Genomic DNA, 23,882 nt, shown 5'->3' with positions numbered 1-23,882 from the left:
GGACTCAATGGCCCTTGCCGAACACTTCATCCAGGTGCTGCTCGTACGCCGCCAGCGCCGCAGGCACATCCGGCCGCTTCATCACATCGACGGCGAGGAAAGTCGGCAGCCCGCTCATGCCGAGGAACTGGTTGGCCTTATGGAACGGGAAGTACACCGCATCCACGCCCTTGCCTTCGAAGAAGTCGCTCGGGTCATCGAACGCCTGCTGCGGCGCGTTCCAGGTCAACGACAGCATGTACTGCTTGCCCTGGACCAGGCCACCGCTGCCGTACTTCTGCGAGGCATCGGAGCGGGTGCGACCATCGTTGGCGTACAGGCTGCCATGGCCGGCGGTGAACACCTCGTCGATGTATTTTTTCACCGTCCACGGCGCGCCCATCCACCAACCGGGCATCTGGTAGATCACCACGTCGGCCCAGAGGAATTTTTCCACCTCGGCCTGGACGTCGTAGCCGCCGTCGATGAAGGTTTCCCGCACATCGAAGCCGGCACGGTCCAGGTGGGCCAGCGCGGCGTCGTGCAGGGTCTGGTTGAGGCGGCCTTCGGAGTGGGCGAAGCGTTTGCCACCGTTGAGCAGGAGGATCTTTTTCATGGGAGGGTCAGCCCTGTAAGTGAAGTTGCCGGCAGGTTAGGCACTCACCGGGCATGGAAACAGCTGTCCCAGGGCAAAATACATTTGTCTTAAAATCACGAATGACAAACATATTGTTGATTTAAGATCTGATCACTCACTTCACTTACCGAGATCTCCCATGAGCGAGCAGTACGCCTTCATCCTCAAAGCCAAGACCCGCCCGGAACAGGCCGAAGCCTTCGAGCAACTGTTCCGTCCCTACGTCGAACCCAGCCGCCAGGAGCCGGGCTGCATCGAATACCATATGCTGCGCGACAAGGCAGACCCGAGCCTGTTCGTGTTCTTCGAGGTCTGGGCCAGCAAGGCGGCTCTGGACGTGCATTCGGCACTGCCGCACATGGCCGCATTCTTCGAAAAGCGCATGGATTACCTGGAGCGCGACTTTGATATCCAGATGATCGATATGCTCAGCGCCTCTTCCGCTAACCGCTGATCAACAGGTGCGTGCCCAGTAGCGCCAGGCCGATGAAGAAGCAGCGTTTGAACAGCGCTGCGCTGATCCGCTGGTGTTGGTAATGCCCCTGGTACATCCGCTGGACACCCATGATGAGGCAGGTTTCAACGCCAGTCTGGACCATGAGGATGTGTCTGAATATGATCGGGGCGCGCAGGCTCAGTACACCTCAGCCAGTTCGCGCAGCGCCGCCGAAGCCAGGAATGCGGAGCGTGAAGCGTAGCGATTGTCCTGCTTCACCCTGTCGTCGATTCGTTGCAACAGGTTCCTGGGCAACGTCGCACTGAAACGTACCGCCGTCCCCAGGTATGGCGTTGCGTCGAAGTCCACCAACGCCCAGAGGCCGCCTGCATACTCTGGGTTGTCCACATGCACATCCATTTCCTGCACCTGCGGCAGGGGCGCGCCATCGACCACCAGCCCTTCATAATGCAGCGCCAGCGCCTCCTGAATGTTCTCCAGTGCCTGGGGGACCGTGGCGCCTGCGGAAAAACAGCCAGGTACATCGGGAATGGTGACGCCGTAATAGGTCTCACGGGACTTGTGCAGGACAACAAGCAGGTTCATCGGCTCTCTCGCTTTGTCGAGCTGCCCTGGTTGGGCATCTGCCGGGCAGCGTTTCCGGTCGGTGGACTGCGAAACTAGAACGTTCAGCCGCCCCCTCGCAATGTGCCAGGCGGCAGTGAAACAAGTTTCGGAAATGAACTACAGCCGAGTACCGAAACGCGCTGGGCGGCCCCTCGCAGGGCAAGCCCGCTCCTACAACGGTTGCGCCAAATCTGTAGGAGATCGCCCAGCCTTTCGGGCTGCGCAGCAGCCCCGGCAATTTCAAAGGCGGCTCAAAACCTGGGGCCGCTTTGCGGCCCTTTCGCGACGCAAGGCCGCTCCCACAGGGACCAGCTAAATCAATGAGTCAAGGCTAGTACCATGAGAGATTGTCCTGCCTATTGCACAACCCTGCCTTCGCGGGAAACAGTGTGGGAGCGGGCTTGCCCCGCGATCAATGCCGGCAAAGCCACCGCAATTACCTCGCCCTCCTCACAACTCCACTACGCGCCCCTTGCCGCCCCCCCGCCTGATTCCCCACAATCGCGTCCATGCCGCGCCACGACAGGGAATTCAACGTGCCATCGATCTATCAGCTCAAACCCCGCTTCCAGGCGTTCCTACGCCCTGCCGTCCAGCGCCTGTTCGACCGCGGCGTCACTGCCAACCAGGTGACGGTCACCGCTGCCGTCGTTTCCGTCCTGCTGGGCCTGTTGCTGGCCTGGCTGCCCCAGGTCACCTGGCTGTTCCTCCTGATCCCGGTGTGGATGCTGCTGCGCATGGCACTGAACGCAGTCGACGGCATGCTTGCCCGGGAGTTTGGCCAGCAGTCCAAACTCGGCGCCTACCTCAACGAACTGTGCGATGTGATCGCCGACACTGCTCTCTACCTGCCCTTCGCTCTGCTGCCAGGCGTTTCGCCGACACTGGTGGTGCTGGTGGTGGTGTTCGCGGTGATCAGCGAATACGCCGGCGTGATGGGCCCGCTGACCGGCGCGTCGCGCCGCTACGACGGGCCGATGGGCAAGAGCGACCGGGCCTTCGCCTTCGGCGTGCTGGGTACCGGCGTGGCGTTCGGTCTGCTGGGCGCGGCCTGGATCAACGGCCTGCTGCTGGTCATCCTGCTGCTCTCGCTCTATACCCTCTACAACCGGGTTCGCCACGGCCTGGCCGAAACCCGCTGAGCCCCTCGCTGCCGGACAAGGATATTCGCCATGCGCCAAGCGCAATCACTGCACTTCTGCACCCATGACGGCGTCGAGCTGCACTATCGCCACTGGCCCGCCACGCGCAACGAACACCAACCGCGCCGGGCCGTGGTGATGTTCCATCGCGGCCACGAACACGGCGGGCGCATGGCCCACCTGGCCGATGAGCTGGACATGCCCGGCTACGACTTCTTCGCCTGGGACGCCCGTGGCCATGGCCAGTCGCCAGGGGCTCGCGGCGACAGCCCGGGCTTTGCCACCAGCGTGCGCGACGTGCAGACCTTCATCGAGCACATCCAGGCACAGCACGGCATCGCCGAGGCCGACATGGTGGTGCTGGCACAGAGCGTTGGCGCGGTACTGGTCGCCACCTGGGCCCACGATTATGCGCCAAAGGTACGTTGCCTGGTGCTTGCCTCGCCGGCCTTCAAGGTCAAGCTCTACGTACCCTTCGCCCGCCCCGGGCTGAAGCTGATGAAGGCCCTGCGCGGCAACTTCTTCGTCAACAGCTACGTCAAGCCGCGCCTGCTGACCCACGACCCGGAACGGGTCATGTCCTATGTCGCCGACCCGCTGATCAGCCGGCCCATCTCCGTCACCATGCTGCTGGGCCTGTACGACGCCGCCGACCGCGTGGTCGCCGATGCCCAGGCGATCCAGGTGCCGACGCAACTGCTGATCTCCGGCGCCGACTTGGTGGTCAAGCGCAAGCCGCAAGAGCAGTTCTTCGACCGCCTGGGCAGTACGCGCAAGGAAAAACACATCCTCCCCGGCTTCTTCCACGACACCCTCGGCGAACGCGACCGCGCCCATGCCCTGGCGCGGATCGAGCGCTTCGTCGCGCACTGTTTCGACGCACCGCAAGCGCAGCCCTCGCTGCTCGATGCCGACAAGAGCGGCGCCAGCTGCGCCGAGGCCGAGAGCCTGGCCGCGCCGTTGCCGCGCCATTCACCACGCGACCTCTACTGGCGTGCCACCCGCGCCGGCCTGCGCTTGGGCAAAGGCCTTTCCGAGGGGGTGAAGCTGGGCTTCGACACCGGTTTCGACTCGGGCTCGACCCTCGACTATGTCTACCGCAACACCCCGACCGGCAAGGGCAAGCTGGGCGAGCTGATCGACCGCAACTACCTGGATGCCATCGGCTGGCGTGGCATCCGCCAGCGCAAGCTGAATGTCGAGGAACTGCTGCGTCTGGCCATCGCCCGCCTGCGCGAACAGCAGCGCCCGGTGCATATCGTAGATATCGCCGCCGGACATGGCCGCTACATCCTCGAGGCGCTGCAAGGCCTGCAACAACTGCCCGACTCGATCCTGCTGCGCGACTACAGCGAACTGAACGTGGAACAGGGCAATGCCTTGATAACCGAGAAGGGCCTGGGCGAGATCGCCCGCTTCGTCCAGGGCGATGCCTTCGACCGCCCGAGCCTGGCCGCTCTCACCCCGCAGCCGACACTGGCGGTGGTCTCAGGCCTCTACGAACTGTTCCCCAGTAACCAGCTGGTCGGCAACTCGCTGGCGGGACTCGCCGATGCGGTCGAGGACGGTGGCTACCTGGTCTACACCGGTCAGCCCTGGCACCCGCAGCTGGAGATGATCGCCCGTGCCCTGACCAGCCACCGTGGCGGCCAGGCCTGGGTGATGCGGCGGCGCAGCCAGGCGGAGATGGACCAGTTGGTGGAGGCGGCAGGGTTTCGCAAGATTACCCAGCGCATCGACGAGTGGGGCATTTTCAGCGTCAGCCTGGCACAGCGGGTGCGCTGATGGCCCGTGAAACCGGGCTGATCCGCCGTGGCATCCTGTGGCTGTTGCTGCTCGGACCGTTCTTCTTTCTCAGCTATGGCATGGCCAATACCTACACCGCTGGCCGCGAGGACATTGGCAGCCTGGTGTTCGCCTGGGAACGGCAGATGCCGCTGTGGCCCTGGACGATCATCCCGTACTGGTCGATCGACCTGCTGTACGGTTTGTCGTTCCTGCTGCCGCGCTCGCGTTCGGAGATGGACCGCCATGCCCTGGCGCTGCTGACGGCGCAACTGATCTGCGTGGCCAGTTTCCTGTTCTGGCCGCTGCGTTTCACCTTCGAGCGCCCCGAGCTGTCGGGGCTGTTCGGCTGGCTGTTCGATGTGCTGATGGGTTTCGACAAGCCCTACAACCAGGCACCGTCGTTGCACATAGCGTTGCTGGTGATCATCTGGACGATGTTTGCCCGACATACGCAGCATCCTGCCTGGCGCTGGGTGGTGCATGGCTGGATGGGGCTGATCGGCCTGTCGGTGCTGACCACCTGGCAGCATCATTTCATCGATGTGCCGACCGGTGCGCTGGCGGGGTTTGTGTGCCTGTGGCTGTGGCCGCATAGCGGCCCGTTGCCCTGGCGACAGGCACGTCTGGCGCAGGACCCGAAACGTTGGCGCCTGGCGCTGCGCTATGGCCTGGGGACGGCCGTGCTGACGCTGTTGGCGATGAAACTGGGTGGTGGCGGGTTGTGGTTACTGTGGCCGGCGCTGTCATTGCTGCTGGTGGCGCTGAACTATGCCCTGTTCGGCGCCGCAGGTTTCCAGAAAGGCGCCGATGGGCGGCTGTCCGTGGCCGCCACCTGGCTGCTGGCGCCCTATCTGCTGTGCGCCTGGGTCAATTCGCGGCTTTGGACCTGGCGCCATCCGCAGGCGGATGAGGTGGCCGATGGCGTGTATCTCGGCAGAGTGCCGGGGCGCACTGAAGCATCTGCGTTCGCGGCGATTGTCGACCTGAGCGCGGAACTGCCCTGCCCCGCGATGACGACGCTGGAAACGCCGCAGGACTACCAGAGCCTGCCGACCCTGGACCTGATTGCCCCAGACCGGGAAATCCTGCAACAGGCCGCCAAGGCCATCGAACACCATCATCAACAAGGCCCGGTGCTGGTCTGCTGCGCCTTGGGCTACTCGCGCAGCGCCAGCGCCGTCGCCGCCTGGCTGCTGCTCAGCGGCCATTGTACCAGTGCCTCCCAGGCCGAAGCGCTGATTCGCCAGGCGCGCCCCGGTGTGGTCCTGCACCCGGCCCATCGCCTGGTATTGCATAACTTGGAGGCCCAGCCATGAGGCTGCTCCTCGTCGCCAGCCTGCTCGCCCGTGGCCGCCAGCTGGAGCGCCTGTCGGATGGCCTGACCCTGCTGGCCCTGGCCAGCACCCTGGCTCCTTTGCTCGGCCTACCATTGGCGCCGTTGCCGCACCTGCTCTGCGGCCTCTTGCTGCTGCTCGGCCTGGCCCACAAGTATTGGGCCCTGCGCGTCGCCCTGGACGCCGACCTGTTCGCCCGCATCGGCGCCAGCAGCGACCTGCCCGGCGACACCCAGGCCCTGGACCACGCCCTGTTCGACCTGCGCCTCAAGCCTGCAGCCAGCGACCCGCGCGACTGGCCGACCCGCAGCCGGGCCGCCCTGGCCCTGCTGCGCCGCCAGGCCCTGTGCCTGACCCTGCAGGTCGCATTAATGCTAATCCTCCCCTTCACCGGATAAGACCAATGCCATGCTCGCCAGCCTGACTGCCTTCGTCATCACCTCCGCCGCCCGCCTGATCACCGGCGCCCGCGCCTTGTGGCTGGGCTGCACGCCGCAGCCGGTACAGCGCCTGTACTTCGCCAACCACAGCAGCCATGGCGACTTCGTGCTGCTGTGGGCCGCGCTGCCCGAGCCGCTGCGCCGCCGCACCCGCCCCGTGGCGGGCGCCGACTACTGGTGCAAGCCGGGCATCCGCGACTTCCTGATCCGCCAGGTGTTCAACGGCGTGCTGATCGACCGCCAGCACGGCGCAAGCGAGGGCAACCCGCTGCAACCGGTGCTCGAGGCCTTCGCCCAGGGCGACTCGCTGATCTTCTTCCCGGAGGGCACGCGCAACCTGACCGACGACCCGTTGCTGCCATTCAAGAGCGGCCTGTTCCACCTGGCCTCGGCCAACCCGCAGGTCGAGCTGGTGCCGGTGTGGATCGCCAACCTCAACCGGGTCATGCCCAAGGGCCGCGCCCTACCGCTGCCACTGCTGTGCACCCTGAGCTTCGGCGAGCCGCTGCACCTGCAACCGGACGAGGGCAAGCACGCCTTTCTCGAGCGGGCCCGCCAGGCCCTGCTGAACCTGGCCCCGAAGGAAGCCTGAGATGGATCACAACACCCTGTCGCTGTTCGCCGGCATCGGCGCCCTGCTGCTGCTCGCCAGCCTGATCGGCCGTCTGCTCAAATGGCGCGCCGGCCCCGCGCCGCACGCAGTGATCGACAACCTCAACGCGCGCATCAACGCCTGGTGGGTGATGGTGCTGGTGATCGGCATCGCCTTCCTGTTCGGCAAGTACGGCGTGATCGTGCTGTTCTACGGCGTGTCGTTCTATGCCCTGCGCGAGTTCATGACCCTCACCCCGACCCGACGCAGCGACTACCCGGCGCTGGTGGCGGCTTTCTATGTGGCGCTGCCGGTGCAGTACCTGCTGATCGCCATGGACTGGTACGGGCTGTTCAGCATCTTCATCCCGGTGTACCTGTTCCTGTTGCTGCCGATCCTGGCCAGCTTCGGCGGCGACACCACGCGCTTCCTCGAGCGCGCCTCCAAGGTACAGTGGGGCCTGATGATCGCGGTGTACTGCGTGTCGTCGGTGCCGGCGTTGATGACCCTGGACATTCCCGGCTACGAGGGTCGCAACCTGCTGCTGATCGCCTGGCTGATCCTGGTGGTGCAGATCAGCGACGTGCTGCAGTACGTGTGCGGCAAGCTGTTCGGCAAGCGCAAGGTGGCGCCGAACCTGTCGCCGTCGAAGACCGTCGAAGGCCTGGCCGGCGGTGTGGCGCTGGCCACCCTGGTCGGCGCCCTGCTGTGCTGGATCACCCCGTTCACCTTCTGGCAGGCGGCGCTGATGGCCTTGACTGTCAATGCCATGGGCTTCTTCGGCGGGCTGGTGATGTCGGCGATCAAGCGCGACCGCGGCGTGAAGGACTGGGGCCATATGATCGAAGGCCACGGCGGCATGCTCGATCGCATGGACTCGGTGTGTTTCGCCGCGCCGGTGTTCTTCCACTTCGTGCGTTACTGGTGGGCGTGAGCCACTGACAGTCCACAACCTGCAAGGCCCGAGCCCTGACATTGCGCGGGCAGACAGCTGGGCGTCGAGCCCAGGCAACTGCCCGTCTGGTGATGACTCTATGGTGACGCGTCATCTCACTTGTTGCCTGGAGCCACGCCATGTCCGATTTCATCACCGTCCTGCGCGAAACCTGCCCGACCCCGGTGGTCGACGCGACCAAGTGGAAGCGCATCGGCGGCGACCCGCACACCGTCAACCTCAATGCCTACCTGTCAGCCGACGGCAGCAAGATCATGGGCACCTGGATCTGCACGCCGGGCAAGTTCGAGGTCAACTATGAAAAGTGGGAGTACTGCCATTTCCTCGATGGCTATTGCATCGTCACCCCGGAAGGCGAGGAGCCGAAACACCTCAAAGCAGGTGATGTGTTCGTGATCGAACCGGGGATGAAGGGGACCTGGGAAGTGGTCGAGACGGTGCGCAAGTACTTCGTCTTCGCCTGACCCGCTCCCACGCTCACACAGTTTGCAAAAAAAATCGCGAACCCGATGTCCCTTCCCCAAGGTGCGCAGTTACAAGGGGAAGGGCCACCCGGCCCGCGATCAAGTCCACTCGCTCGTCAATCCTTCTTGCGGTACCCCTCGACGATCGCCGAGAAATCCTTGCCGCCTTCGCCGCGCAGGCTCATGGCCTGGTACAGCTGCTGGGCCACGGCGCCGAGGATCACCGGCTGGTGCGCCTGGCGCGCGGCCTCGGTGGCCAGCCCCAGGTCCTTGAGCATCAGCTCGGCACCGAAGCCGCCGGTGTAGCCGCGCGAAGCCGGGGCGGTCTCGATGATGCCCGGCCATGGGTTGTAGGTATCCGAACTCCAGCAACGCCCGGTGGAGCTGTTGATGATGCCGGCCAACACCTTGGTGTCGATGCCCAGCGCATTGCCCAGGGCCATGGCCTCGGACACACCGATCATCGAGATGCCCAGCAGCAGGTTGTTGCAGATTTTGGCGATCTGGCCGGTACCGACCTCGCCGCAGTGCACGATATTGCGGCCCATCTGCTCCAGCACCGGCTTGAGCGTGGCGAACAGCTCTGCGCTGGCGCCGACCATGAAGGTCAGGGTGCCGGCCGCCGCGCCGCCGGTACCACCGGAAACCGGCGCATCGCCCATGTCGATACCCTTGGCCGCTGCAGCCTTGGAGACCTCACGGGCGGTCTGCGGGTCGATGGTGCTGCAGTCCACGGTCGGAGTGCCGGGGCGGATGCCAGCCAGCACGCCGGTTTCTTCATCCAGGTACACGCCGCGCACATGGGCGGCGGCCGGCAGCATGGTGATCACCAGCTCGCTGTTGGCGGCTGCGTCCTTGGGTGACGTGCTGACCTGGCCACCCAGCTCCGCGAGTTCGGCCAGCACGGTCTTGTTCAGGTCGAACAAGTTCAGTTGGTGCCCGGCCTTGATCAGGTTGCGGGCCATGGGCGCGCCCATGTTGCCCAGGCCGATGAAAGCGATACGCATGGCGTTCTCCTTAGCGCAGGCTGATGGTGGTGTTCACACCGTCATTGACGCTGTCGTCGTCGAACCAGCGGGCGGTGACGGTCTTGGTCTGAGTGTAGAACTGCACCACCTGCTTGCCGTACGGGCCGAGGTCGCCGAGCTTGGAGCCACGGGAACCGGTGAAGCTGAAGAACGGCACCGGCACCGGGATCGGGATGTTGATGCCGACCTGGCCGATATCGATCTCGCTCTGGAACTTGCGCGCCGCCGCGCCGCTCTGGGTGAACAGGCCGGTGCCGTTGCCGAACGGGTTGGCGTTGACCAGGGCGATGGCCTCGTCGAGGGTGTCGACCTCCAGGGTCACCAGCACCGGGCCGAAGATTTCCTGGGTGTAGACCTGCATGTCGGTCTTCACCCCGGAGAACAGGGTCGGGCCGACGAAGTTGCCCTGCTCGTAGCCCGGCACCTTCACATCGCGGCCGTCCAGTTCGAGCTTGGCGCCTTCCTTGATGCCGCTTTCGATCAGGCCCAGCACACGCTCCTTGGCACGCTTGGAAACCACCGGGCCGACATCGGTGCCCGGCTCGTTGCCGGCGTTGACCTTGAGCTTGCTCGCCGCTTCCTTGATATCCGGCAGCCATTCGCGGGCCTTGCCCACCAGCACCGCCACGGAGGTGGCCATGCAGCGCTGGCCGGCCGCGCCGAAGGCGGCGCCGACCAGGGCGTTGATGGTCTGGGTGCGGTTGGCGTCGGGCAGCACCACGGCATGGTTCTTGGCGCCCATCATCGACTGCACGCGCTTGCCGTGCTGGCTGCCCAGGTTGTAGACGTGGGTGCCGACTTCGGTCGAGCCAACGAACGAGATCGCCTTGATGTCCTGGTGGGTGCAGATCGTGTCGACCACCTGCTTGCCGCCGTGCACCACGTTGAGCACGCCGGCCGGGATGCCGGCTTCCAGCGCCAGCTCGACCAGCATCATGGTCGACAGCGGGTCCTGCTCGGACGGCTTGAGCACGAAGGTGTTGCCGCAGACGATGGCCATCGGGAACATCCACAGCGGGATCATCGCCGGGAAGTTGAACGGGGTGATGCCGGCGCACACGCCGATCGGCTGGCGCAGGGTGTAGGTGTCGACACCGCCGGCGACGTTCTCGGCGAACTCGCCCATCTGCAGGGTGCCGATGGAGGCGGCGTGCTCGACCACCTCCAGGCCACGGAAGATATCGCCCTCGGCGTCGGCGAGGGTCTTGCCCTGTTCGGCGCTGAGGGTCACGGCGATGCGCTTGCTGTGTTCGCGGATCAGCGCCTGCAGCTTGAGCATGATGCGCATGCGCGCGCCGATCGGGGTGTCGCGCCAGGTCTTGAAGGCGCGCTCGGCGGCGGCCACGGCGGCGTTGACTTCCTCGACGGTGGCGAACGGCACCCGCGCCAGCACTTGCTGGGTCGCCGGATTGACGATGTCGCGCCATTCGGTGGTCTTGGACTCGACCCATTGGCCGTCGATCAGCAGCTTGACCTGCTCGACCTTGGTCTGGTCGGGCGTCTGGGGTGCGTTCATCTGCGCTCTCCTTGGAATTATTGTCGGAACGAGGACGCCTACGCCGCAGCGAACGGGGTGGCGCTCAGGGGCTGAGTTCGAGTATAGATGTGCAAACATCCAACAAGAATGCACAAAAAAACCGGATCATCATGCAAAAAGACCTCACCTCCCTGAGCGCGCTGAACTGGGACGACCTCAAGTTCTTTCTTGAGGTGGCGCGCACCCGCAAGGCCAGCAGTGCGGCCAAGCGCCTGGCCGTGGACTACACCACGGTGTCGCGGCGCATCGGTTCACTGGAAGGGGCGCTGGGCACTTTGCTGTTCGAAAAATCACGGACCAACGGCTTCGTCCTCACCGCCGAGGGCCAGCGCCTGCTGGGCTATGCCGAGTCGATCGAGAGCACCCTGCACATGGCCTGCGAGCAGGTCTCGGGTTCGGGCGTGGCATTGTCGGGGCATGTGCGCATGGGCTGCACCGAAGGCTTTGGCAGCTTCTTCGTCACTGCGCAACTGAGCCACTTCGTCGATGCCTGGCCGGCGATCTCGGTGGATATCCTGCCGCTGCCGCACTTCATCAGCCTGTCCAAACGCGAGGCCGATATCGTCATCGCCCTGGAACGTCCGGAACATGGGCCTTATGTGTGCTGCAAGCTGTGCGACTACCGCCTGCGCCTGTATGCGACCCAGGACTATCTGGACAACCACGAGCCGATCCGCGAGATCGCCGACCTGGGCCGCCATCCGTTCATCAGCTACGTGGACGACCTAGCGTTCAGCTCGGAGCTGCTGTACCTGGCCAACCTGATCCCCAACGCCAACGCGCACCTGCGCAGCACCAGCGTGATCGCCCAGTACACGGCGGCCTTGCAGGGACGCGGGCTGGCGATCCTGCCGTGCTTCCTGGCGGCGCAGGATCCGCGACTGGTGACGCTGCTACCGGAGGAGATCGAGGTGACGCGGCAGTTCTGGATGTACTGCCGGGAGGATCTGCGCAAGCTCAAGCGGATCACCCTGCTATGGGATTACATTCGCGAGGTGACCGAGGCCAATGCGCCGTTGCTGATGGGCGAAACCCGCGAGATGAAATTCGCCCAGGGTTGAACTTGAGGGCTTGCCCCGCAATGGATGGCATGCAGCACTCAGTCCGACGCCACCACGATCGACACCCGCCGATTCTCCATGCGCCCTGCCGCGGTGCGGTTGTCCGCCACCGGCTGGCTGCTGCCCATGCCGCGGGTCTGGATGTTCTGCGGCTGCATGCCGATGCCGATCAACGCCTTGGCCACGCTCTGGGCACGGCGCTCGGAGAGCTGCTGGTTGTAGGCGGCCTTGCCCGAGGCGTCGGCATGGCCATCGATGCGCACACGCTGGATATCCACCGACAGCAGCGCCTTGCCGATACGCTCGACGATCGACTCGCTGGCGCTGTTGAGGCTGTCCAGGTCACTGCCGAACAGCACCTTGCCGGACAGGTCGAACGCCCAACCCTCGTCGGTCGGGGCGAAGCCCTCGCGCTTGAGCACGGCGACCTGCTCGGGGGTCAGCCCCTTGGGCGGCACGCTCTGGCAGCCGGCCAGAGCCAGTAGCGCCAGCAGCAGGGTGATTAACGGGAAACGCAGCACGGAAAAACGCTTGGTCACGGTTCAGCTCCTGTTCTTTGCATCAGTGGCGCAGCGTTCCGTCTGCGCCACTTGCCAATGGCCACGGCGATTGCGCTTGGCCTGGTACATCGCCGCATCGGCGGCATTGAGCAGACTGGCCGGGTCACGGCCATCGTCCGGGTAATAGGCGATACCGACGCTCAGCGAGGTGGTCAGGCTGGTGCCATCCTCAAGCTGCACCGGCAGCTTCATGCTGGCGACAATCTTCTCGGCGATGCGCTGGGCATCCTCGCGCGAGTGCAGCGGGGTCAGCAGCACGGCAAACTCGTCGCCGCCCAGGCGCGCCACCAGGTCATGCTCGCGCAGTTGCGCACGCACGCGGCTGGCCACGCTGATCAGCACTTCGTCCCCCACCGCATGGCCGAGGCTGTCGTTGATCTGCTTGAAGTGGTCGCTGTCGAGGAACAACAGCGCCAGATGGTCTTCGGTACGTGCGGCATTGCGCAGGCTGCGGCTCAGCCGCCCTTCGAAGAACGCTCGGTTGGGCAGGCCGGTGAGGCTGTCATGGCTGGCCTGGTGGGCGAGGCTTTCGTTCTCGCTCTGCAAATGGCTCTGCCAGACCTCCAGCTCATCGAGCAGGGCATTGAAGTCATTGCCCAGCTCGTTGAGCTCGGCGATTTGGGTCTGCGGCACCCGCCGGTCGAAACTGCGCTCGCGCCGCGCGGCGTGGGCAACGCTGGCCAGGTTACGCAAGGGGCGGATGATATCGCCGAACAGGCGTCGCGACAGGTACAGCGCCAGCACCGCGCTGAGCACCGTGCACACCAGGATGCCCACCAGCCCGCTGAGCAGGAAGCGCACCAGGCTGCCACCCTGCCCGGTCAGCTCGATATGGCCGACCCGCTGGCCCATGTGCTGCACCGGCATGTTGATCGGTTCCTCCAGCAGGCTGCGCGCCACCTGGGACTGCAACTGCGCCATTACCCCCTGCTCGTCGCGTTGCCAGTGGGCGAGCAGGTCGCCATCGTTGTCGTACACCTTGGCGTCGGCCACTTCTTCGGTGGACGCGATCAGCGCCAGGGCCTCGTTGGCCGCGGCACTGTCGTCGAAGACCACGGCGGCCTCGACGGTGTAGTTGATGGAGCGGGCGATCAGGTGCAGGTTGTGGTTGGCATAGACGCGCAGCGCCGCCACCCCGAGCAGGGTCACCAGCACCCCGGCCAGGCCCGCGGCCAGCAAGGCCACGCTCAGGTGTCCCCGCCCGAGCACGGCGCGCAGGGTCGGCCGGCTGAAGCGCCTGGCTGAACGTTTCATGGCTGCCCCGCCCGCCGTCGCGACAATTGCAGCACGCTAGGGTGAATGCGCACGCCACTGCGTGCCACTGAGTCGAGGTTGACGTCGAACGCCACCTGCTGATCGCCGACCCGCAGGCAGAACAGGCTACCCACCGTGCACGGATCGTCGGCCTCGCTGATGCTCAGCACCGGGTGGCCGTTGATCCGCTGGAACAATCGCTCACGTTGCTGTTTGTCGAGCTTGCCGAGGTAGATGGCGTCGCAGGCACTGGCCACGCTCGGATCGTCGGCGAGCAGGCGGCGCACCTGCAGGGGTTGCCCGGACTGCTGCAGGTTGCCCTTGATCAGGTCGTCGGCGTATTCGGTCGGGCCGACCAGGCACAGGCGCAAGGGATTGGGGTCGGCAGGCCAGCGGGCGTAGCTGAGGATGCCCAGCACGACCTGGGTCACGGCCTTGGCCCGTAGCTTCACCTGCGCCTGCGATACGGCATTGTCCGCCCAGGCGGGCGCGCCGTTCGACAACAGCATGGCCATCAGCAACGAGAGCGCACAGCCCTTCACGCGTCCCAGGGCCGAGACAGCCACTGTCATGGGGGGAAATCTCACAAAATGTTTGCGGATAATGCCGCAACGATAGCATATCGGCGGCAAACTCCAGAGTCAGACTTGCTCCAGCATCAACCCCGAGACCCGCCGGACCTTGCGCCCCACCGCCTCCTCGAACACCCCGGCGCGCGGCTCGATGAGGCTGAAGCAATGCTTGGCGCGGGTGATGCCGGTGTACACCAGTTCCTTGGTCAGCACCGGGTTCAGCGCGTCGGGCAGCACCAGCGCGGTATGGCTGAATTCCGAGCCCTGGGACTTGTGCACGGTCATGGCGAACACCGTTTCCACCTCGCTGAGACGGCTGGGCAGTACGAAACGCACCCCACCGCTGCCATCGTTGCGCGGAAAAGCCACGCGCAGCAGCGCCTCGCCCTGCTCGTCCGGCAGGCGCAGGGCGATGCCGATATCGCCGTTCATCAGGCCGAGGCCATAGTCGTTGCGGGTGACCAGTACCGGACGCCCCTCGTACCAGGGTTGCTGGCTGTCGATCAGCCCGGCGTTGTGCAGCACCCGGGCGACCCGCTCGTTGAGGCCTTCGACGCCCCAGGCGCCCTTGCGCACGGCACAGAGCAACTGGAACGCCTCGAAGCTCTGCAGCACCTCGGCCGCCCAGCGCTCCCAGCGCGGATCGTCGCCTGGCGTGCCTGGCGGCGGGCGCAGGCGACCGATGGTTCGCAGGTAGCCGCGATACCCTTGTGGCCCCTCGGGGCCTTGGTTGAGGCCATCGAGCAGCAGGCGGTCGAAGCGTTTGTCGTGCTCGCCGCCCAGGGTCAGGCAATGGACATCCGCCGGTCGGGTCGCCAGCAGCGCTCGCGCCTCCAGGGCTTGCTGGCGATTGACCAGGCGCGCCAACTGGCCGATGCCGCTGCCTTCGCCGAAACGCCGCGAGTGGCGCAGCATCACGATCTGCTGGGCCAACGGATTGCGCTGGCCGTCGCCCGGCCTCAGGCCGATGTCGGCGAGCGACTGTCCGCCCACCTGCTCCAGCCAGGCCAGGGTCTGCGGCCAGTAGCCGCCATCCTCGGCGTCGCGGCACAGGTCGCCAAGCACCGCTCCGGCCTCCACCGAAGCGAGCTGGTCCTTGTCGCCCAGCAGCACCAGCCGCGCATTGGCCGGCAGGGCATCGAGCAGGTTGGCCATCATCTCCAGGTCGATCATCGAGGCTTCGTCGACTACCAGCACATCCAGGGGCAACGGGTTGCCGGCATGATGGCGGAAGTGCCGCGAACCCGGGCGGCTGCCCAGCAGGCGGTGCACGGTGCTGACCTCGGTGGGGATCTGCGCCCGCACCGCGCCATCCATCTGCAAGCGCTCCACCTGCTGGCCGATGGACTCGGTGAGGCGCGCCGCGGCCTTGCCGGTCGGCGCCGCCAGGCGGATGCGCAGCGGCCGGCCTTGTTCGACCGCAGGCCCCTGCAACAGCGCCAGCAGGCGTACCACGGTGGTGGTCTTGCCGGTCCCGGGGCCGCCGGTGATGACACTGAAGCCGGCACGAGTGGCCAGGGCGCAGGCCAGTTTCTGCCAATCCACCTCGCCTGCGCTCGAGCCACCTTCGAACAGTTGCGACAGACGTAGTGCCAGGTCGGCCGGCTGAGGCTGAAGGCGCGCCAGGCGCTCATGCAGGGCATTGTCGATGCGCCGCTCGTAGGTCCAGTAGCGGCGCAGGTACAGGCGCTCGCCGCTGACCACCAGTGGCCTGGCACGCTGCTCGACGGTATCGCCTGCAGCAACCAGGGGACTCTCGGCGATCCGTTGCAACCAAGTGCCCAGCTCGAGGCTGGCCAGCAGCTGCGAAGGCAGCAGCAACGGCCCGGCCAGGGCATCGCCTTCCGGTGGCAGGGACAGGGCGAAGTCCGGCTCGGCGAGGGTCTGTTGCAGGTCGAGGCAGACATGGCCATGACCCAGCTGGTGGCTGGCCAAGGCGGCGGCCAGCAGCACCAGCGGATCGCTGCCCGGCGCCCGCTCCTCGAGGAAACTCACGAAAGCCCGGTCCAAAGCCCGCAGCCAGCCGCGCTCGACCCAGCGATCGAGCAATGCCAGCAAGTCCTGGCTGTGGCGCAGCGGCGCCAGGGCGCTCAGGTGCTCGGCCTGCAAGGGCGTGGGCAGCAGGTCGTCGAGGTTGCGGCTCATGGCGTGGCTCCGGCAAACAGGTCCTGTTGGGCGGGTTCTTGCTCCCCCCGGAACATCGCGTCGAGCTGTTCGATCAGCGCCCGGGGAGGCCGCGCATGATACAGCCCGTGGCCGGCCGAGGTGACCCCACGCAGGAAGATGAACACGGCACCGCCGACATGCCGGTCGTAGTCGTAGTCGGGCAGGCGCGCGCGCAGCTGGCGATGCAGGGCCAGCAGGTAGAGCACGTACTGCAGGTCGTAACGGTGCTCGAGGATTGCCTGCTCCATGGCCAGAGCGCCGTAGGCCTCGGCGTCGGGGCCGAGCCAGTTGGACTTGTAGTCGGCCACGTAGTAGCGCCCGTCGAGTTCGAAGGCTAGGTCGATGAAGCCCTTGAACATGCCGTTGAGCACGGTCGGCTGGGCGGCCGCCCGCGTCATTCCAACGTGGGTGTGGCGCGCCACCAGATGGTCGAGGCGCACCGCGTCGACCTGATGGCTGGCGAACCAGAACTCCATTTCGACCTGGTAGCGCTCGAGGCCTGCGAGGGTCAAGGTGGCCCCTTGCAACGGCATGGGCTGGACCAGCAGTTGCTGCAGCCATTGGGTCAGCGTGGGAATCCAGCCTGTCCAGTCGCGTCGGTTGCAGCGCTGGCCCACGGTGCGTTCGATCACCGGCCCTTGGGCGGCGACCTCGGCGAACCCTTCGCGCCCCGCCCATTCGAGCAGGCCGTGGAGGAAAGTGCCCGGATTCGGCCCACGGGGGAAGCGGTGGATATCGCCCGCCTCGGCCGGCACCTCACGCAGCGACTGGCTGTCCAGCACCTCGTCGTCCAGCAATTGCTGGGCCTGGGAGCTGTCGGCGACCAGGGTCTGGTCGCCCACCCGCAAGGCACTGTACGAGGCGATCCACCAGTGTTCCGCAGCGGCCCGACGAGGCTTGCGCGGCGGCAGCAGCTCGCGCTGGCTGTCCGGCGTGCGGTAGCACAGGGCCTGAACCTCAGGCAGCGGACCATGGGTGATGGCCGGATTACCGGCCGCCAGGGTGGCGAGCCATTCGCCCAGCTGGCTGGAAGCCGCCAACGACAGGCCGCCACCCAGCAGGTAGCCCAAGGCCGAACGATGCAACTGCGAACTGCGCTGGGTGCCGCGCTTGAGGTCGGCAACGCCCAGCCAGCAGGCATGCTGGGCACGGGTCAGGGCGACGTAGAGCAGACGCAGGTCCTCGGCCAGGCGTTCGTCGTCGGCGCGCTCGATCTGCTCGGCATTCGGGGTCAGGGTCAGGTGCGCCACGCCCTGGTCGTCGTGCCAGCCCAGAGGCAGGCGCTGGCCATCCACCGGCTTGCTGGTGCAGATGAACGGCAGGTACACCAAGGGGTATTCCAGGCCCTTGGACTTGTGGATGGTCACCACCTTGACCAGTTGCTCGTCGCTTTCCAGGCGCAGGATCTGCTCTTCTCCGGCTTGCCCTGCGTTGGCCAGGTGCTCGGTGAGATGACGGATCAGCGCCTGCTCGCCATCCAGCTCACCGGCGGCCTGCTGCAGCAGTTCAGCCAGGTGCAACAGGTTGGTCAGCACCCGCTCGCCGTCGCTGCGGCCCATCAGCGCCCGCGGCAGCTGGAAGTCGTGCAGCAGGCGCCGCAGCATCGGCAGCACGCCCTGGCGTTGCCAGATGTCGCGGTAGCGGCGAAAACGCATAACCCAGTTTTCCCAGACCCGCTCATCCTGGTTCAGGCGCTCCAGTTCGATAAGCGGCAGGTCGAGGGTCAGGCTGGCCAGGGCGGCCTTGAGCATGCGCTCCGAGTCCGGCTCGGCGCAGGCCTTGAGCCAGGCCAGCAGGTCATGGGCCTCCTGGGCGGCGAACACCGAATCCTTGTCCGACAGGTATACGCTGCGCACATCGCGAGCCGCCAACTCGGCGCGGACCAGCTGGGCCTCGCGACCGTCGCGCACCAGGATGGCGATATCGGAAGGCAAGCAGGGTCGCAGCTTGCCGGCGGCATCGGCGAAACCGCTGACGCCTTGCTGACCACCTTCGAGCAGCTCGACGATATGGCTGGCGCAACTGGCCGCCAGTTGCTGGCGATACGTTGTGCTGGACACCGGCTCGTCGCTCTCCAGCTGCCAGCAATGCAGGGCCGCGCTGGGCTGCCCGGCGATCAGCAGTTGCTCGCCACGACCCTTGGCGCGCACTTCGACGAAGGGCAGCGGGTTGTCGCCCTGGGCACGGAACAGGAAGGCGCCACGGCCCTCGGCGCGTTCCTCGGCCTGCAGGAACACCCGGTTGACCGCCGCGACCATGGCCTGGCTGGAGCGGTAGTTGGTGTCCAGGCTGTGCAGGCGCCCGGCGGTGGCACGGCGCGCGGCCAGGTAGGTGAAGATGTCGGCGCCACGGAAGGCATAGATCGCCTGCTTGGGGTCGCCGATCATGAACAAGCCGGTGTCCGGGTTGTTCTCGGTGATGCGGTAGATGCGCTCGAAGATCCCGTACTGGACGGGGTCGGTGTCCTGGAACTCGTCGATCAACGCGACCGGGAACTGCTCACGGATCAACGCGGCCAGGCGCTGACCGGAGTCGCTGCCCAGGGCATGTTCCAGGCGCAGCAACATGTCGTCGAAGCCCATTTCGGCGCGGCGACGTTTCTCCACCTCGAAGCGCGCCGATACCCAGGCGGCGGCATGCTCCAGCAACCGTGCGTCGGGGCTGGCCAGCCCCTGCAACTGCTCGCGCAAGGACTCCATGGCCCGCAGCGCCGGGTGTTGCGGCGGCTCGCCGGACTTCCAGGCCTCGGCCAGGCCGGCGGGCGTCAGACGGGTGAAGCCGGTGCCCAGGTCCAGTTCCATGGCCTGCTCATCACCGGCCCAGGCCCGCAGCTTGTCGAACCAGGGCTCGAAATAGCGTGCCTGCAACTTGCGCCCGTCGGCCTGCTTGGCCGCCACGGCATCGCGGCAGATCTGCTGCAGCTCGTCGGCCCAGGCGCCCCAAGGCGCCTTGAGTTGGGCCAATTGCTCGGTGCGCTGGCGCAGGGTCGCCTCGATCAACGACTGCGGGTCTTGCTCGTCCTCCTGGCCACGGACACGGCCAAACAGCGGTCTGATCCTCGGCAACAAGGCATCGGGGCTGCCCCAGTTGCCACGCACCCAGGCCAGTGACTCGCCGCACATGCCGTAGCAGAAGCGCCGCCAGTAGTCGCGCATGACCTGGCCCAGCAGTTCGCTGTGATCGGTCTCCAGGCTCTGGGTGAACAGGCTGCCACTGTCGAAGGCGTGCTCGCGCAGCATGCGCTGGCACCAGCCGTGGATGGTCGAGACAGCGGCCTCGTCCATCCACTGCACGGCGATCTCAAGGCGGCTGGCGCAGCGTGGCCATTGCTCCTGTGGGTAATCGTCGCGCAGCAGATGCAGCAGCGGGTCGGCACCGTCCAGCTCGCCGCGGAAGAAACGCGCCGCCTCGGCCAGGCGCGCGCGAATGCGCTCGCGCAGCTCCTTGGTGGCCGCGTCGGTGAAGGTCACCACGAGGATCTGCGGTGGCAGCAGCTCGCGGCTGAAACCCTGCTCGCCGCCATGGCCGAGTATCAGACGCAGGTACAAGGCCGATATGGTGAACGTCTTGCCGGTGCCGGCGCTGGCTTCGATCAGTTGGCTGCCGTGCAGGGGGAAACTCAGCGCCAGGGGGCGGGCTTGGGTCATTGGGCGTTCTCCGGGTTACCCAGGGTCTGCCAGGGCGCTGCGAACAAGGGGCGATACAAGGCTTCGCACCAGCCTTCGAAGGTTTCGTCGAGGGCCAGCGCGGCGAAGTCACGATACTGGCGGGCCAGGGCCAGGCTTTCGCTGCGCTCGCCGAAGTTGTTCTGGCCGTCACCCTCATAGGCGCGGATCGCGGCGGCCGTCGCCTTGTCCGGGTCCTCCTGGGCCAGCCAGGCGAAGGCGGTCTTGGCCGCCACCGGCAAGGGCGCGTTCATACCCGCCTGGCGTGCCACCAGCAGTTCGCCCAGGCGCTCTGCCGCCTCGCCCTGAGGCAACGGGGCCAACAACAGGGTCAGGTCACTGGCCACCAGCGCGCTGTGCAACGGGTAGCCAGAAGCACAGGCAGCAAGGTGCATCACCCAGGTCGGCACCAGCCGGTGCCACTTCAGGCTGTTGCGTCCAGCACTGAGGGTATTAGGCACGGTGGCGATGCTCAACAGGCTCTGGTCCTCGGCCTGGTACACCTGGCCAAGCCAGCCCTCCAAGCGCAGCGGCCCCTGTTCGAAATGGATCGGCATGGCGCCCTCGACCCGGGTTGGCCAGCGCTGCAGCAGTTGCCGATGGCGTTGCAGCAAGTCCGGCAGCGGCTGAATCAACTCGGCCTGCAAGGCTTCGCCGAAGCCTGCCAGCGGCAACATCCCGCAGGCCTGGAGACGTCGGGCCTGGGCCTGCAACGCCCGCTCGGCGTTGTCCGGATCGGCCAGCGCGGCGCCAAGCAGGCTTTCGCTCAGGCCATAGCGTTGCAGAGCGTCCAGCACGAAGGGTTCTTCGTCCGGGGTCGGTGCCTCCAGGGCCTCGAAGAACACTTTCAGGCGCTGGCTGAAGAAATGCCGGACCGGATGGCGCAGGAAGTCCTGAAGCTGCACCAGGTTGAGCGGCTCATCGCTGGTGTAGGGCGACAGTGCGACAGGCACTTGCGCTTCGTCCTCGGCCTGGTGCAACGCCAACCATTCATGGGCGAAGCTGAACAACGGGCTGCCCTTCTGGAAGTAGCGCTGGCTGAACGGCTGCAATGGGTGCTCCTGGGTCAGGGCATGCAACAGCTGCTGCCCAGGGTCGTCGCGTTGGCCGGTCTTGGCGCCGGCGAGCTGCCAGCCGGCGGCCAGGTGATCGCGCAACTGCCCGATCAGCACCGAGGACGGTCGCTCGCTGTTGTCGCGGATGCTGTGCCCGACCCAGCTGACATAAAGCTGGTCACGTGCAGAGAGCAAGGCCTCGAGCAACAGATAACGGTCATCCTCCCGACGCGAACGGTCCCCTGGTCGGTAGTCGCTGGCCATCAGGTCGAAGTCGAGGGGCGGCTGGGCACGTGGGTAGTCACCGTCGTTCATGCCCAGCAGGCAGACCACCCTGAACGGGATGGCGCGCATGGGCATCAGCGTGCAGAAGTTCACCGAGCCGGCCAGGAAGCGCTGGGACAACTTGCCCTGGTCCAGCCCGGACAGCCAGGCTTCGCGCACCACGGTCAGTGGCAGCAAATCGTGCAGGCCGACCGCGTCGCAGGTTTCCAGCCAGGTGTCGCTCAGGTCCTGCAGCTGTACCAGGAGCAGTTCGTCATGCTCGTTTTCGGCCAGGAAGAAGATCTGCAGCAACGCATGCAGTCGTGCCCCCCAATCCGTCGCCGAGGCCGGCTGTGAGAGCGCCTGGCAGGCAATGTCCAGAGCATCGAGCAACGCCACCAACGGGCCGATCAGCGCGGCGTCGAGGCCGCCGATCTCATCGTACGGCTCGATACCGTCACAGCCTTCGCCCACGCCGACTGCGTACCCCAACAGCATGCGCCGCAGGCCGAAGCGCCAACTGTTCTGCTCAAGACCCTCGGGCAGGCCAAGGCTGGCGCGTTGCTCGGCGCTCAACCCCCAACGGATACCGGCGCCTTCGATCCAGCGGTGCAGGGTTGGAAGGTCGCTTTCCTGAATGGCGAAGCGGGCGCGCACTGCCGGCACGTCCAGCAGGTCGAGCACTTCGCTGACGGCGAAACGGCTGTCGGGCAGCTTGAGCAGATGCTCCAGGGCGATCAGCAGTGGGTCGCGGCCACGCTGGCCCTGGTCGGTCAGGGTGAACGGGATGTAGCGCGGATCGTTGCGGTCGAGCTGGCCGAATACGGCACGGATATGCGGTGCGTAGGTGTCGATAGCCGGCAGCATGACAATGACGTCGCGAGGCCGCAGCGTGGGGTCGGCACTGAAGCGGGCCAGCAACTGATCGTGCAGGATTTCCACTTCGCGCTGCGGACTGTGGGCCAGGTGGAAACGTACGGAGCGGTCCTTGGCCGGGTCGACCGCCGGCCACTGCTCGCGGGTCTCGGCCAGGGGGCGCAACTCGAGGATATCGTCCTGCAGCTGGTTGAGCAGGGTCTTCGGTTCACCTTCACTGAACAGGTCGATGCGTCCGTCGCTGAACACGCCCTGGTAACTGCCGGGATCGTCGTAGCTGTCGAGCAGGTTGATGTAGTCGCGCCCCTGCTTGCCCCAAGCGGCCAACAACGGGTGTGCATGTTGGTGCAGCAGCTCGTCGTCCAATTGCAGGGGCATGCCCTGCTTACGTTGCTGACGCTTGTACTGGTGTCGCAGCAGGTCCTTGTCGGCGACGATATCGCCCCAGTGGTGGCGGCAGGGGTTGTGCACGCACAGCAACACCTGGCTGAAGCGGGCAAGACCTGCCAAAGCCTCGAGGATCTGGGCAGGCAGCGACGAAATGCCGAACACGATCAGCCGCGCCGGCAGCCCGGCGGGGGCCTGTTCCAGGCCGTTGATCCGCTCGATGAAACGTTGATGCACCCCGGCCCGGCTCTGGGCCATGCCCGCCTCGCCCACGTCTTCCAGCAGAATCCGCCACAGCTCGGCCTGCCAGCGATTGCCGGCGGCCAGCGGCTTGCGCTCACCCCGTGCGGTGTTGAGCACATGGGCACCACTTGCCCAGTCCTTCAGCCAGTCGGCACGGTAGACCTGGTACTGGTCGAACAGGTCGGCAAGGCGCTCGGCCAACTGATAGCGCTTGCGCAGGTCGCTGTCATCGGTAAGGAAGCGGCGCAGGGGCTCGAAGTGCGGGCGTTCGATCACTTCCGGGAGCAGGCGCATCAGGCGCCAGGTCAGGGGCGCCTTGTCCAGCAGTGACACCTCGGGGATTTCGTCGCGTCCCAGCACGCGACGGTACAGCTGCCACATGAAGCTACCCGGAAGCTGCACATCGATGGCGGCTGCGATCCCGCAACCGCCCTGATCGTCGTCCTGTGGGTCCTCGGCCAAGGCCAGTTTCAGCCATTGGGCGATACCGTTGCTCTGCACCAGGGCGATTTCGTTTTCCAGCGGCGCCAGGGGGTAACGGCGCATCACGCTCACCACCAGATTGCGCAGGTCGTCCAGGCGGTTGCCCTGAACGATCATGAAGCCTGGGTGAAGTGAGGTGGTCTGGGGCATTGGCTGGTCTCGGGGAGCGGTTGATGCAGAGGAGAAACCTTATCACGGAGGCAGCCGACACGTTCCCCCTGTCGGAACGGCATTGGCTTTTGGGCAAGCGGAAAAGACAAAACCCCTACCTGCTCGCGCAGATAGGGGTTTTGCGAAATGAATCTTGACGATGACCTACTCTCACATGGGGAAGCCC

At 65.9% G+C, this 23,882-nt stretch carries 19 protein-coding genes and 1 pseudogene; 9 read left to right on the top strand and 11 right to left on the bottom strand.

Annotation, left to right across the window (positions count from 1 at the left end):
* Window positions 1–4 precede the first annotated feature (4 nt).
* Window positions 5–595 (bottom strand): NAD(P)H-dependent oxidoreductase, encoded by a 591-nt coding sequence (locus CC207_RS03480; protein WP_028691322.1) that lies wholly within the window; start codon window positions 593–595, stop codon window positions 5–7.
* A gap of 160 nt (window positions 596–755) precedes the next feature.
* Here CC207_RS03480 and CC207_RS03475 point away from each other — a divergent pair, with 160 nt between their 5' ends.
* On the top strand, window positions 756–1,070 hold the full coding sequence (locus CC207_RS03475; protein WP_028691321.1) for a putative quinol monooxygenase: 315 nt from the start codon (window positions 756–758) through the stop codon (window positions 1,068–1,070).
* On the opposite strand, the pseudogene CC207_RS26615 reads toward CC207_RS03475, so the two are convergent.
* Both CC207_RS26615 and CC207_RS03470 read right to left on the bottom strand, forming a co-directional pair.
* Window positions 1,060–1,149: pseudogene (locus CC207_RS26615) on the bottom strand (sulfite exporter TauE/SafE family protein); the annotation flags it as partial. The gene CC207_RS03475 and the pseudogene CC207_RS26615 sit on opposite strands and share 11 nt — an antisense overlap.
* A gap of 101 nt (window positions 1,150–1,250) precedes the next feature.
* On the bottom strand, window positions 1,251–1,658 hold the full coding sequence (locus CC207_RS03470; protein ID WP_088851596.1) for a type II toxin-antitoxin system HicB family antitoxin: 408 nt from the start codon (window positions 1,656–1,658) through the stop codon (window positions 1,251–1,253).
* A 557-nt stretch (window positions 1,659–2,215) separates the two neighbouring features.
* Between CC207_RS03470 and CC207_RS03465 the strand changes: the two genes are divergently transcribed.
* The 7 genes from CC207_RS03465 (at window position 2,216) to CC207_RS03435 (ending at window position 8,394) form a co-directional block, all read left to right on the top strand.
* Complete coding sequence (locus tag CC207_RS03465) at window positions 2,216–2,821, top strand: CDP-alcohol phosphatidyltransferase family protein (RefSeq protein ID WP_088851604.1); 606 nt, start codon at window positions 2,216–2,218, stop codon at window positions 2,819–2,821.
* Window positions 2,822–2,851: 30 nt separating this feature from the next.
* Complete coding sequence (locus CC207_RS03460; protein WP_062362133.1) at window positions 2,852–4,606, top strand: bifunctional alpha/beta hydrolase/class I SAM-dependent methyltransferase; 1,755 nt, start codon at window positions 2,852–2,854, stop codon at window positions 4,604–4,606.
* Window positions 4,606–5,925, top strand: a complete 1,320-nt coding sequence (locus tag CC207_RS03455) for a phosphatase PAP2/dual specificity phosphatase family protein (protein ID WP_088851595.1) — start codon at window positions 4,606–4,608, stop codon at window positions 5,923–5,925. The genes CC207_RS03460 and CC207_RS03455 overlap by 1 nt, the downstream gene beginning before the upstream one ends.
* A complete protein-coding gene (locus CC207_RS03450) occupies window positions 5,922–6,341 on the top strand; it encodes a hypothetical protein (RefSeq protein ID WP_088851594.1) in 420 nt (139 codons plus the stop codon). The genes CC207_RS03455 and CC207_RS03450 overlap by 4 nt, the downstream gene beginning before the upstream one ends.
* Before the next feature lie 10 nt (window positions 6,342–6,351).
* Window positions 6,352–6,975, top strand: a complete 624-nt coding sequence (locus tag CC207_RS03445) for a 1-acyl-sn-glycerol-3-phosphate acyltransferase (protein ID WP_062362143.1) — start codon at window positions 6,352–6,354, stop codon at window positions 6,973–6,975.
* A gap of 1 nt (window position 6,976) precedes the next feature.
* On the top strand, window positions 6,977–7,909 hold the full coding sequence (locus CC207_RS03440) for a phosphatidate cytidylyltransferase (protein WP_069017061.1): 933 nt from the start codon (window positions 6,977–6,979) through the stop codon (window positions 7,907–7,909).
* A gap of 140 nt (window positions 7,910–8,049) precedes the next feature.
* A complete protein-coding gene (locus CC207_RS03435; RefSeq protein ID WP_023631693.1) occupies window positions 8,050–8,394 on the top strand; it encodes a cupin domain-containing protein in 345 nt (114 codons plus the stop codon).
* A 116-nt stretch (window positions 8,395–8,510) separates the two neighbouring features.
* On the opposite strand, the gene mmsB is transcribed toward CC207_RS03435, so the two are convergent.
* Together mmsB and CC207_RS03425 are read right to left on the bottom strand one after the other, a co-directional pair.
* Entirely contained in the window at window positions 8,511–9,401 is an 891-nt protein-coding gene (gene mmsB, locus CC207_RS03430) for a 3-hydroxyisobutyrate dehydrogenase (protein ID WP_028691313.1), read from the bottom strand.
* 10 nt (window positions 9,402–9,411) lie between these two features.
* Window positions 9,412–10,938, bottom strand: a complete 1,527-nt coding sequence (locus CC207_RS03425) for a CoA-acylating methylmalonate-semialdehyde dehydrogenase (RefSeq protein WP_028691312.1) — start codon at window positions 10,936–10,938, stop codon at window positions 9,412–9,414.
* A gap of 131 nt (window positions 10,939–11,069) precedes the next feature.
* Between CC207_RS03425 and CC207_RS03420 the strand changes: the two genes are divergently transcribed.
* Entirely contained in the window at window positions 11,070–12,020 is a 951-nt protein-coding gene (locus tag CC207_RS03420; RefSeq protein ID WP_028691311.1) for a LysR family transcriptional regulator, read from the top strand.
* A gap of 38 nt (window positions 12,021–12,058) precedes the next feature.
* On the opposite strand, the gene CC207_RS03415 is transcribed toward CC207_RS03420, so the two are convergent.
* The 6 genes from CC207_RS03415 to recC form a co-directional block, all read right to left on the bottom strand.
* Window positions 12,059–12,559 carry an OmpA family protein gene (locus CC207_RS03415; RefSeq protein ID WP_028691310.1) on the bottom strand — a complete coding sequence of 167 codons (501 nt, stop codon included), beginning with the start codon at window positions 12,557–12,559 and terminating at the stop codon, window positions 12,059–12,061.
* 3 nt (window positions 12,560–12,562) lie between these two features.
* On the bottom strand, window positions 12,563–13,834 hold the full coding sequence (locus CC207_RS03410; RefSeq protein WP_028691309.1) for a diguanylate cyclase domain-containing protein: 1,272 nt from the start codon (window positions 13,832–13,834) through the stop codon (window positions 12,563–12,565).
* Entirely contained in the window at window positions 13,831–14,406 is a 576-nt protein-coding gene (locus tag CC207_RS03405; protein WP_028691308.1) for a YfiR family protein, read from the bottom strand. The genes CC207_RS03410 and CC207_RS03405 overlap by 4 nt, the downstream gene beginning before the upstream one ends.
* A gap of 69 nt (window positions 14,407–14,475) precedes the next feature.
* Entirely contained in the window at window positions 14,476–16,551 is a 2,076-nt protein-coding gene (gene recD / locus CC207_RS03400; protein ID WP_062362149.1) for an exodeoxyribonuclease V subunit alpha, read from the bottom strand.
* Window positions 16,548–20,219 carry an exodeoxyribonuclease V subunit beta gene (recB, locus tag CC207_RS03395; protein ID WP_088851593.1) on the bottom strand — a complete coding sequence of 1,224 codons (3,672 nt, stop codon included), beginning with the start codon at window positions 20,217–20,219 and terminating at the stop codon, window positions 16,548–16,550. Before recB ends, recD begins: the two co-directional genes overlap by 4 nt.
* Window positions 20,216–23,695 carry an exodeoxyribonuclease V subunit gamma gene (recC, locus tag CC207_RS03390; RefSeq protein ID WP_088851592.1) on the bottom strand — a complete coding sequence of 1,160 codons (3,480 nt, stop codon included), beginning with the start codon at window positions 23,693–23,695 and terminating at the stop codon, window positions 20,216–20,218. The genes recB and recC overlap by 4 nt, the downstream gene beginning before the upstream one ends.
* Between the last annotated feature and the right edge of the window lie 187 nt (window positions 23,696–23,882).

It is taken from the genome of Pseudomonas sp. DrBHI1 (assembly GCF_002205115.1).
Lineage (GTDB): Bacteria > Pseudomonadota > Gammaproteobacteria > Pseudomonadales > Pseudomonadaceae > Aquipseudomonas > Aquipseudomonas mosselii.
This window is presented reverse-complemented; position numbering and strand designations above follow the sequence as displayed.

Coding starts and splice junctions, on each gene's coding strand:
- CC207_RS03480 (WP_028691322.1), bottom strand. CDS start 595: ATGAAAAAGATCCTCCTGCTCAACGGTGGCAAACGCTTCGCCCACTCC.
- CC207_RS03475 (WP_028691321.1), top strand. CDS start 756: ATGAGCGAGCAGTACGCCTTCATCCTCAAAGCCAAGACCCGCCCGGAA.
- CC207_RS03470 (WP_088851596.1), bottom strand. CDS start 1,658: ATGAACCTGCTTGTTGTCCTGCACAAGTCCCGTGAGACCTATTACGGC.
- CC207_RS03460 (WP_062362133.1), top strand. CDS start 2,852: ATGCGCCAAGCGCAATCACTGCACTTCTGCACCCATGACGGCGTCGAG.
- CC207_RS03455 (WP_088851595.1), top strand. CDS start 4,606: ATGGCCCGTGAAACCGGGCTGATCCGCCGTGGCATCCTGTGGCTGTTG.
- CC207_RS03450 (WP_088851594.1), top strand. CDS start 5,922: ATGAGGCTGCTCCTCGTCGCCAGCCTGCTCGCCCGTGGCCGCCAGCTG.
- CC207_RS03445 (WP_062362143.1), top strand. CDS start 6,352: ATGCTCGCCAGCCTGACTGCCTTCGTCATCACCTCCGCCGCCCGCCTG.
- CC207_RS03440 (WP_069017061.1), top strand. CDS start 6,977: ATGGATCACAACACCCTGTCGCTGTTCGCCGGCATCGGCGCCCTGCTG.
- CC207_RS03435 (WP_023631693.1), top strand. CDS start 8,050: ATGTCCGATTTCATCACCGTCCTGCGCGAAACCTGCCCGACCCCGGTG.
- mmsB (WP_028691313.1), bottom strand. CDS start 9,401: ATGCGTATCGCTTTCATCGGCCTGGGCAACATGGGCGCGCCCATGGCC.
- CC207_RS03425 (WP_028691312.1), bottom strand. CDS start 10,938: ATGAACGCACCCCAGACGCCCGACCAGACCAAGGTCGAGCAGGTCAAG.
- CC207_RS03420 (WP_028691311.1), top strand. CDS start 11,070: ATGCAAAAAGACCTCACCTCCCTGAGCGCGCTGAACTGGGACGACCTC.
- CC207_RS03410 (WP_028691309.1), bottom strand. CDS start 13,834: ATGAAACGTTCAGCCAGGCGCTTCAGCCGGCCGACCCTGCGCGCCGTG.
- CC207_RS03405 (WP_028691308.1), bottom strand. CDS start 14,406: ATGACAGTGGCTGTCTCGGCCCTGGGACGCGTGAAGGGCTGTGCGCTC.
- recD (WP_062362149.1), bottom strand. CDS start 16,551: ATGAGCCGCAACCTCGACGACCTGCTGCCCACGCCCTTGCAGGCCGAG.
- recB (WP_088851593.1), bottom strand. CDS start 20,219: ATGACCCAAGCCCGCCCCCTGGCGCTGAGTTTCCCCCTGCACGGCAGC.
- recC (WP_088851592.1), bottom strand. CDS start 23,695: ATGCCCCAGACCACCTCACTTCACCCAGGCTTCATGATCGTTCAGGGC.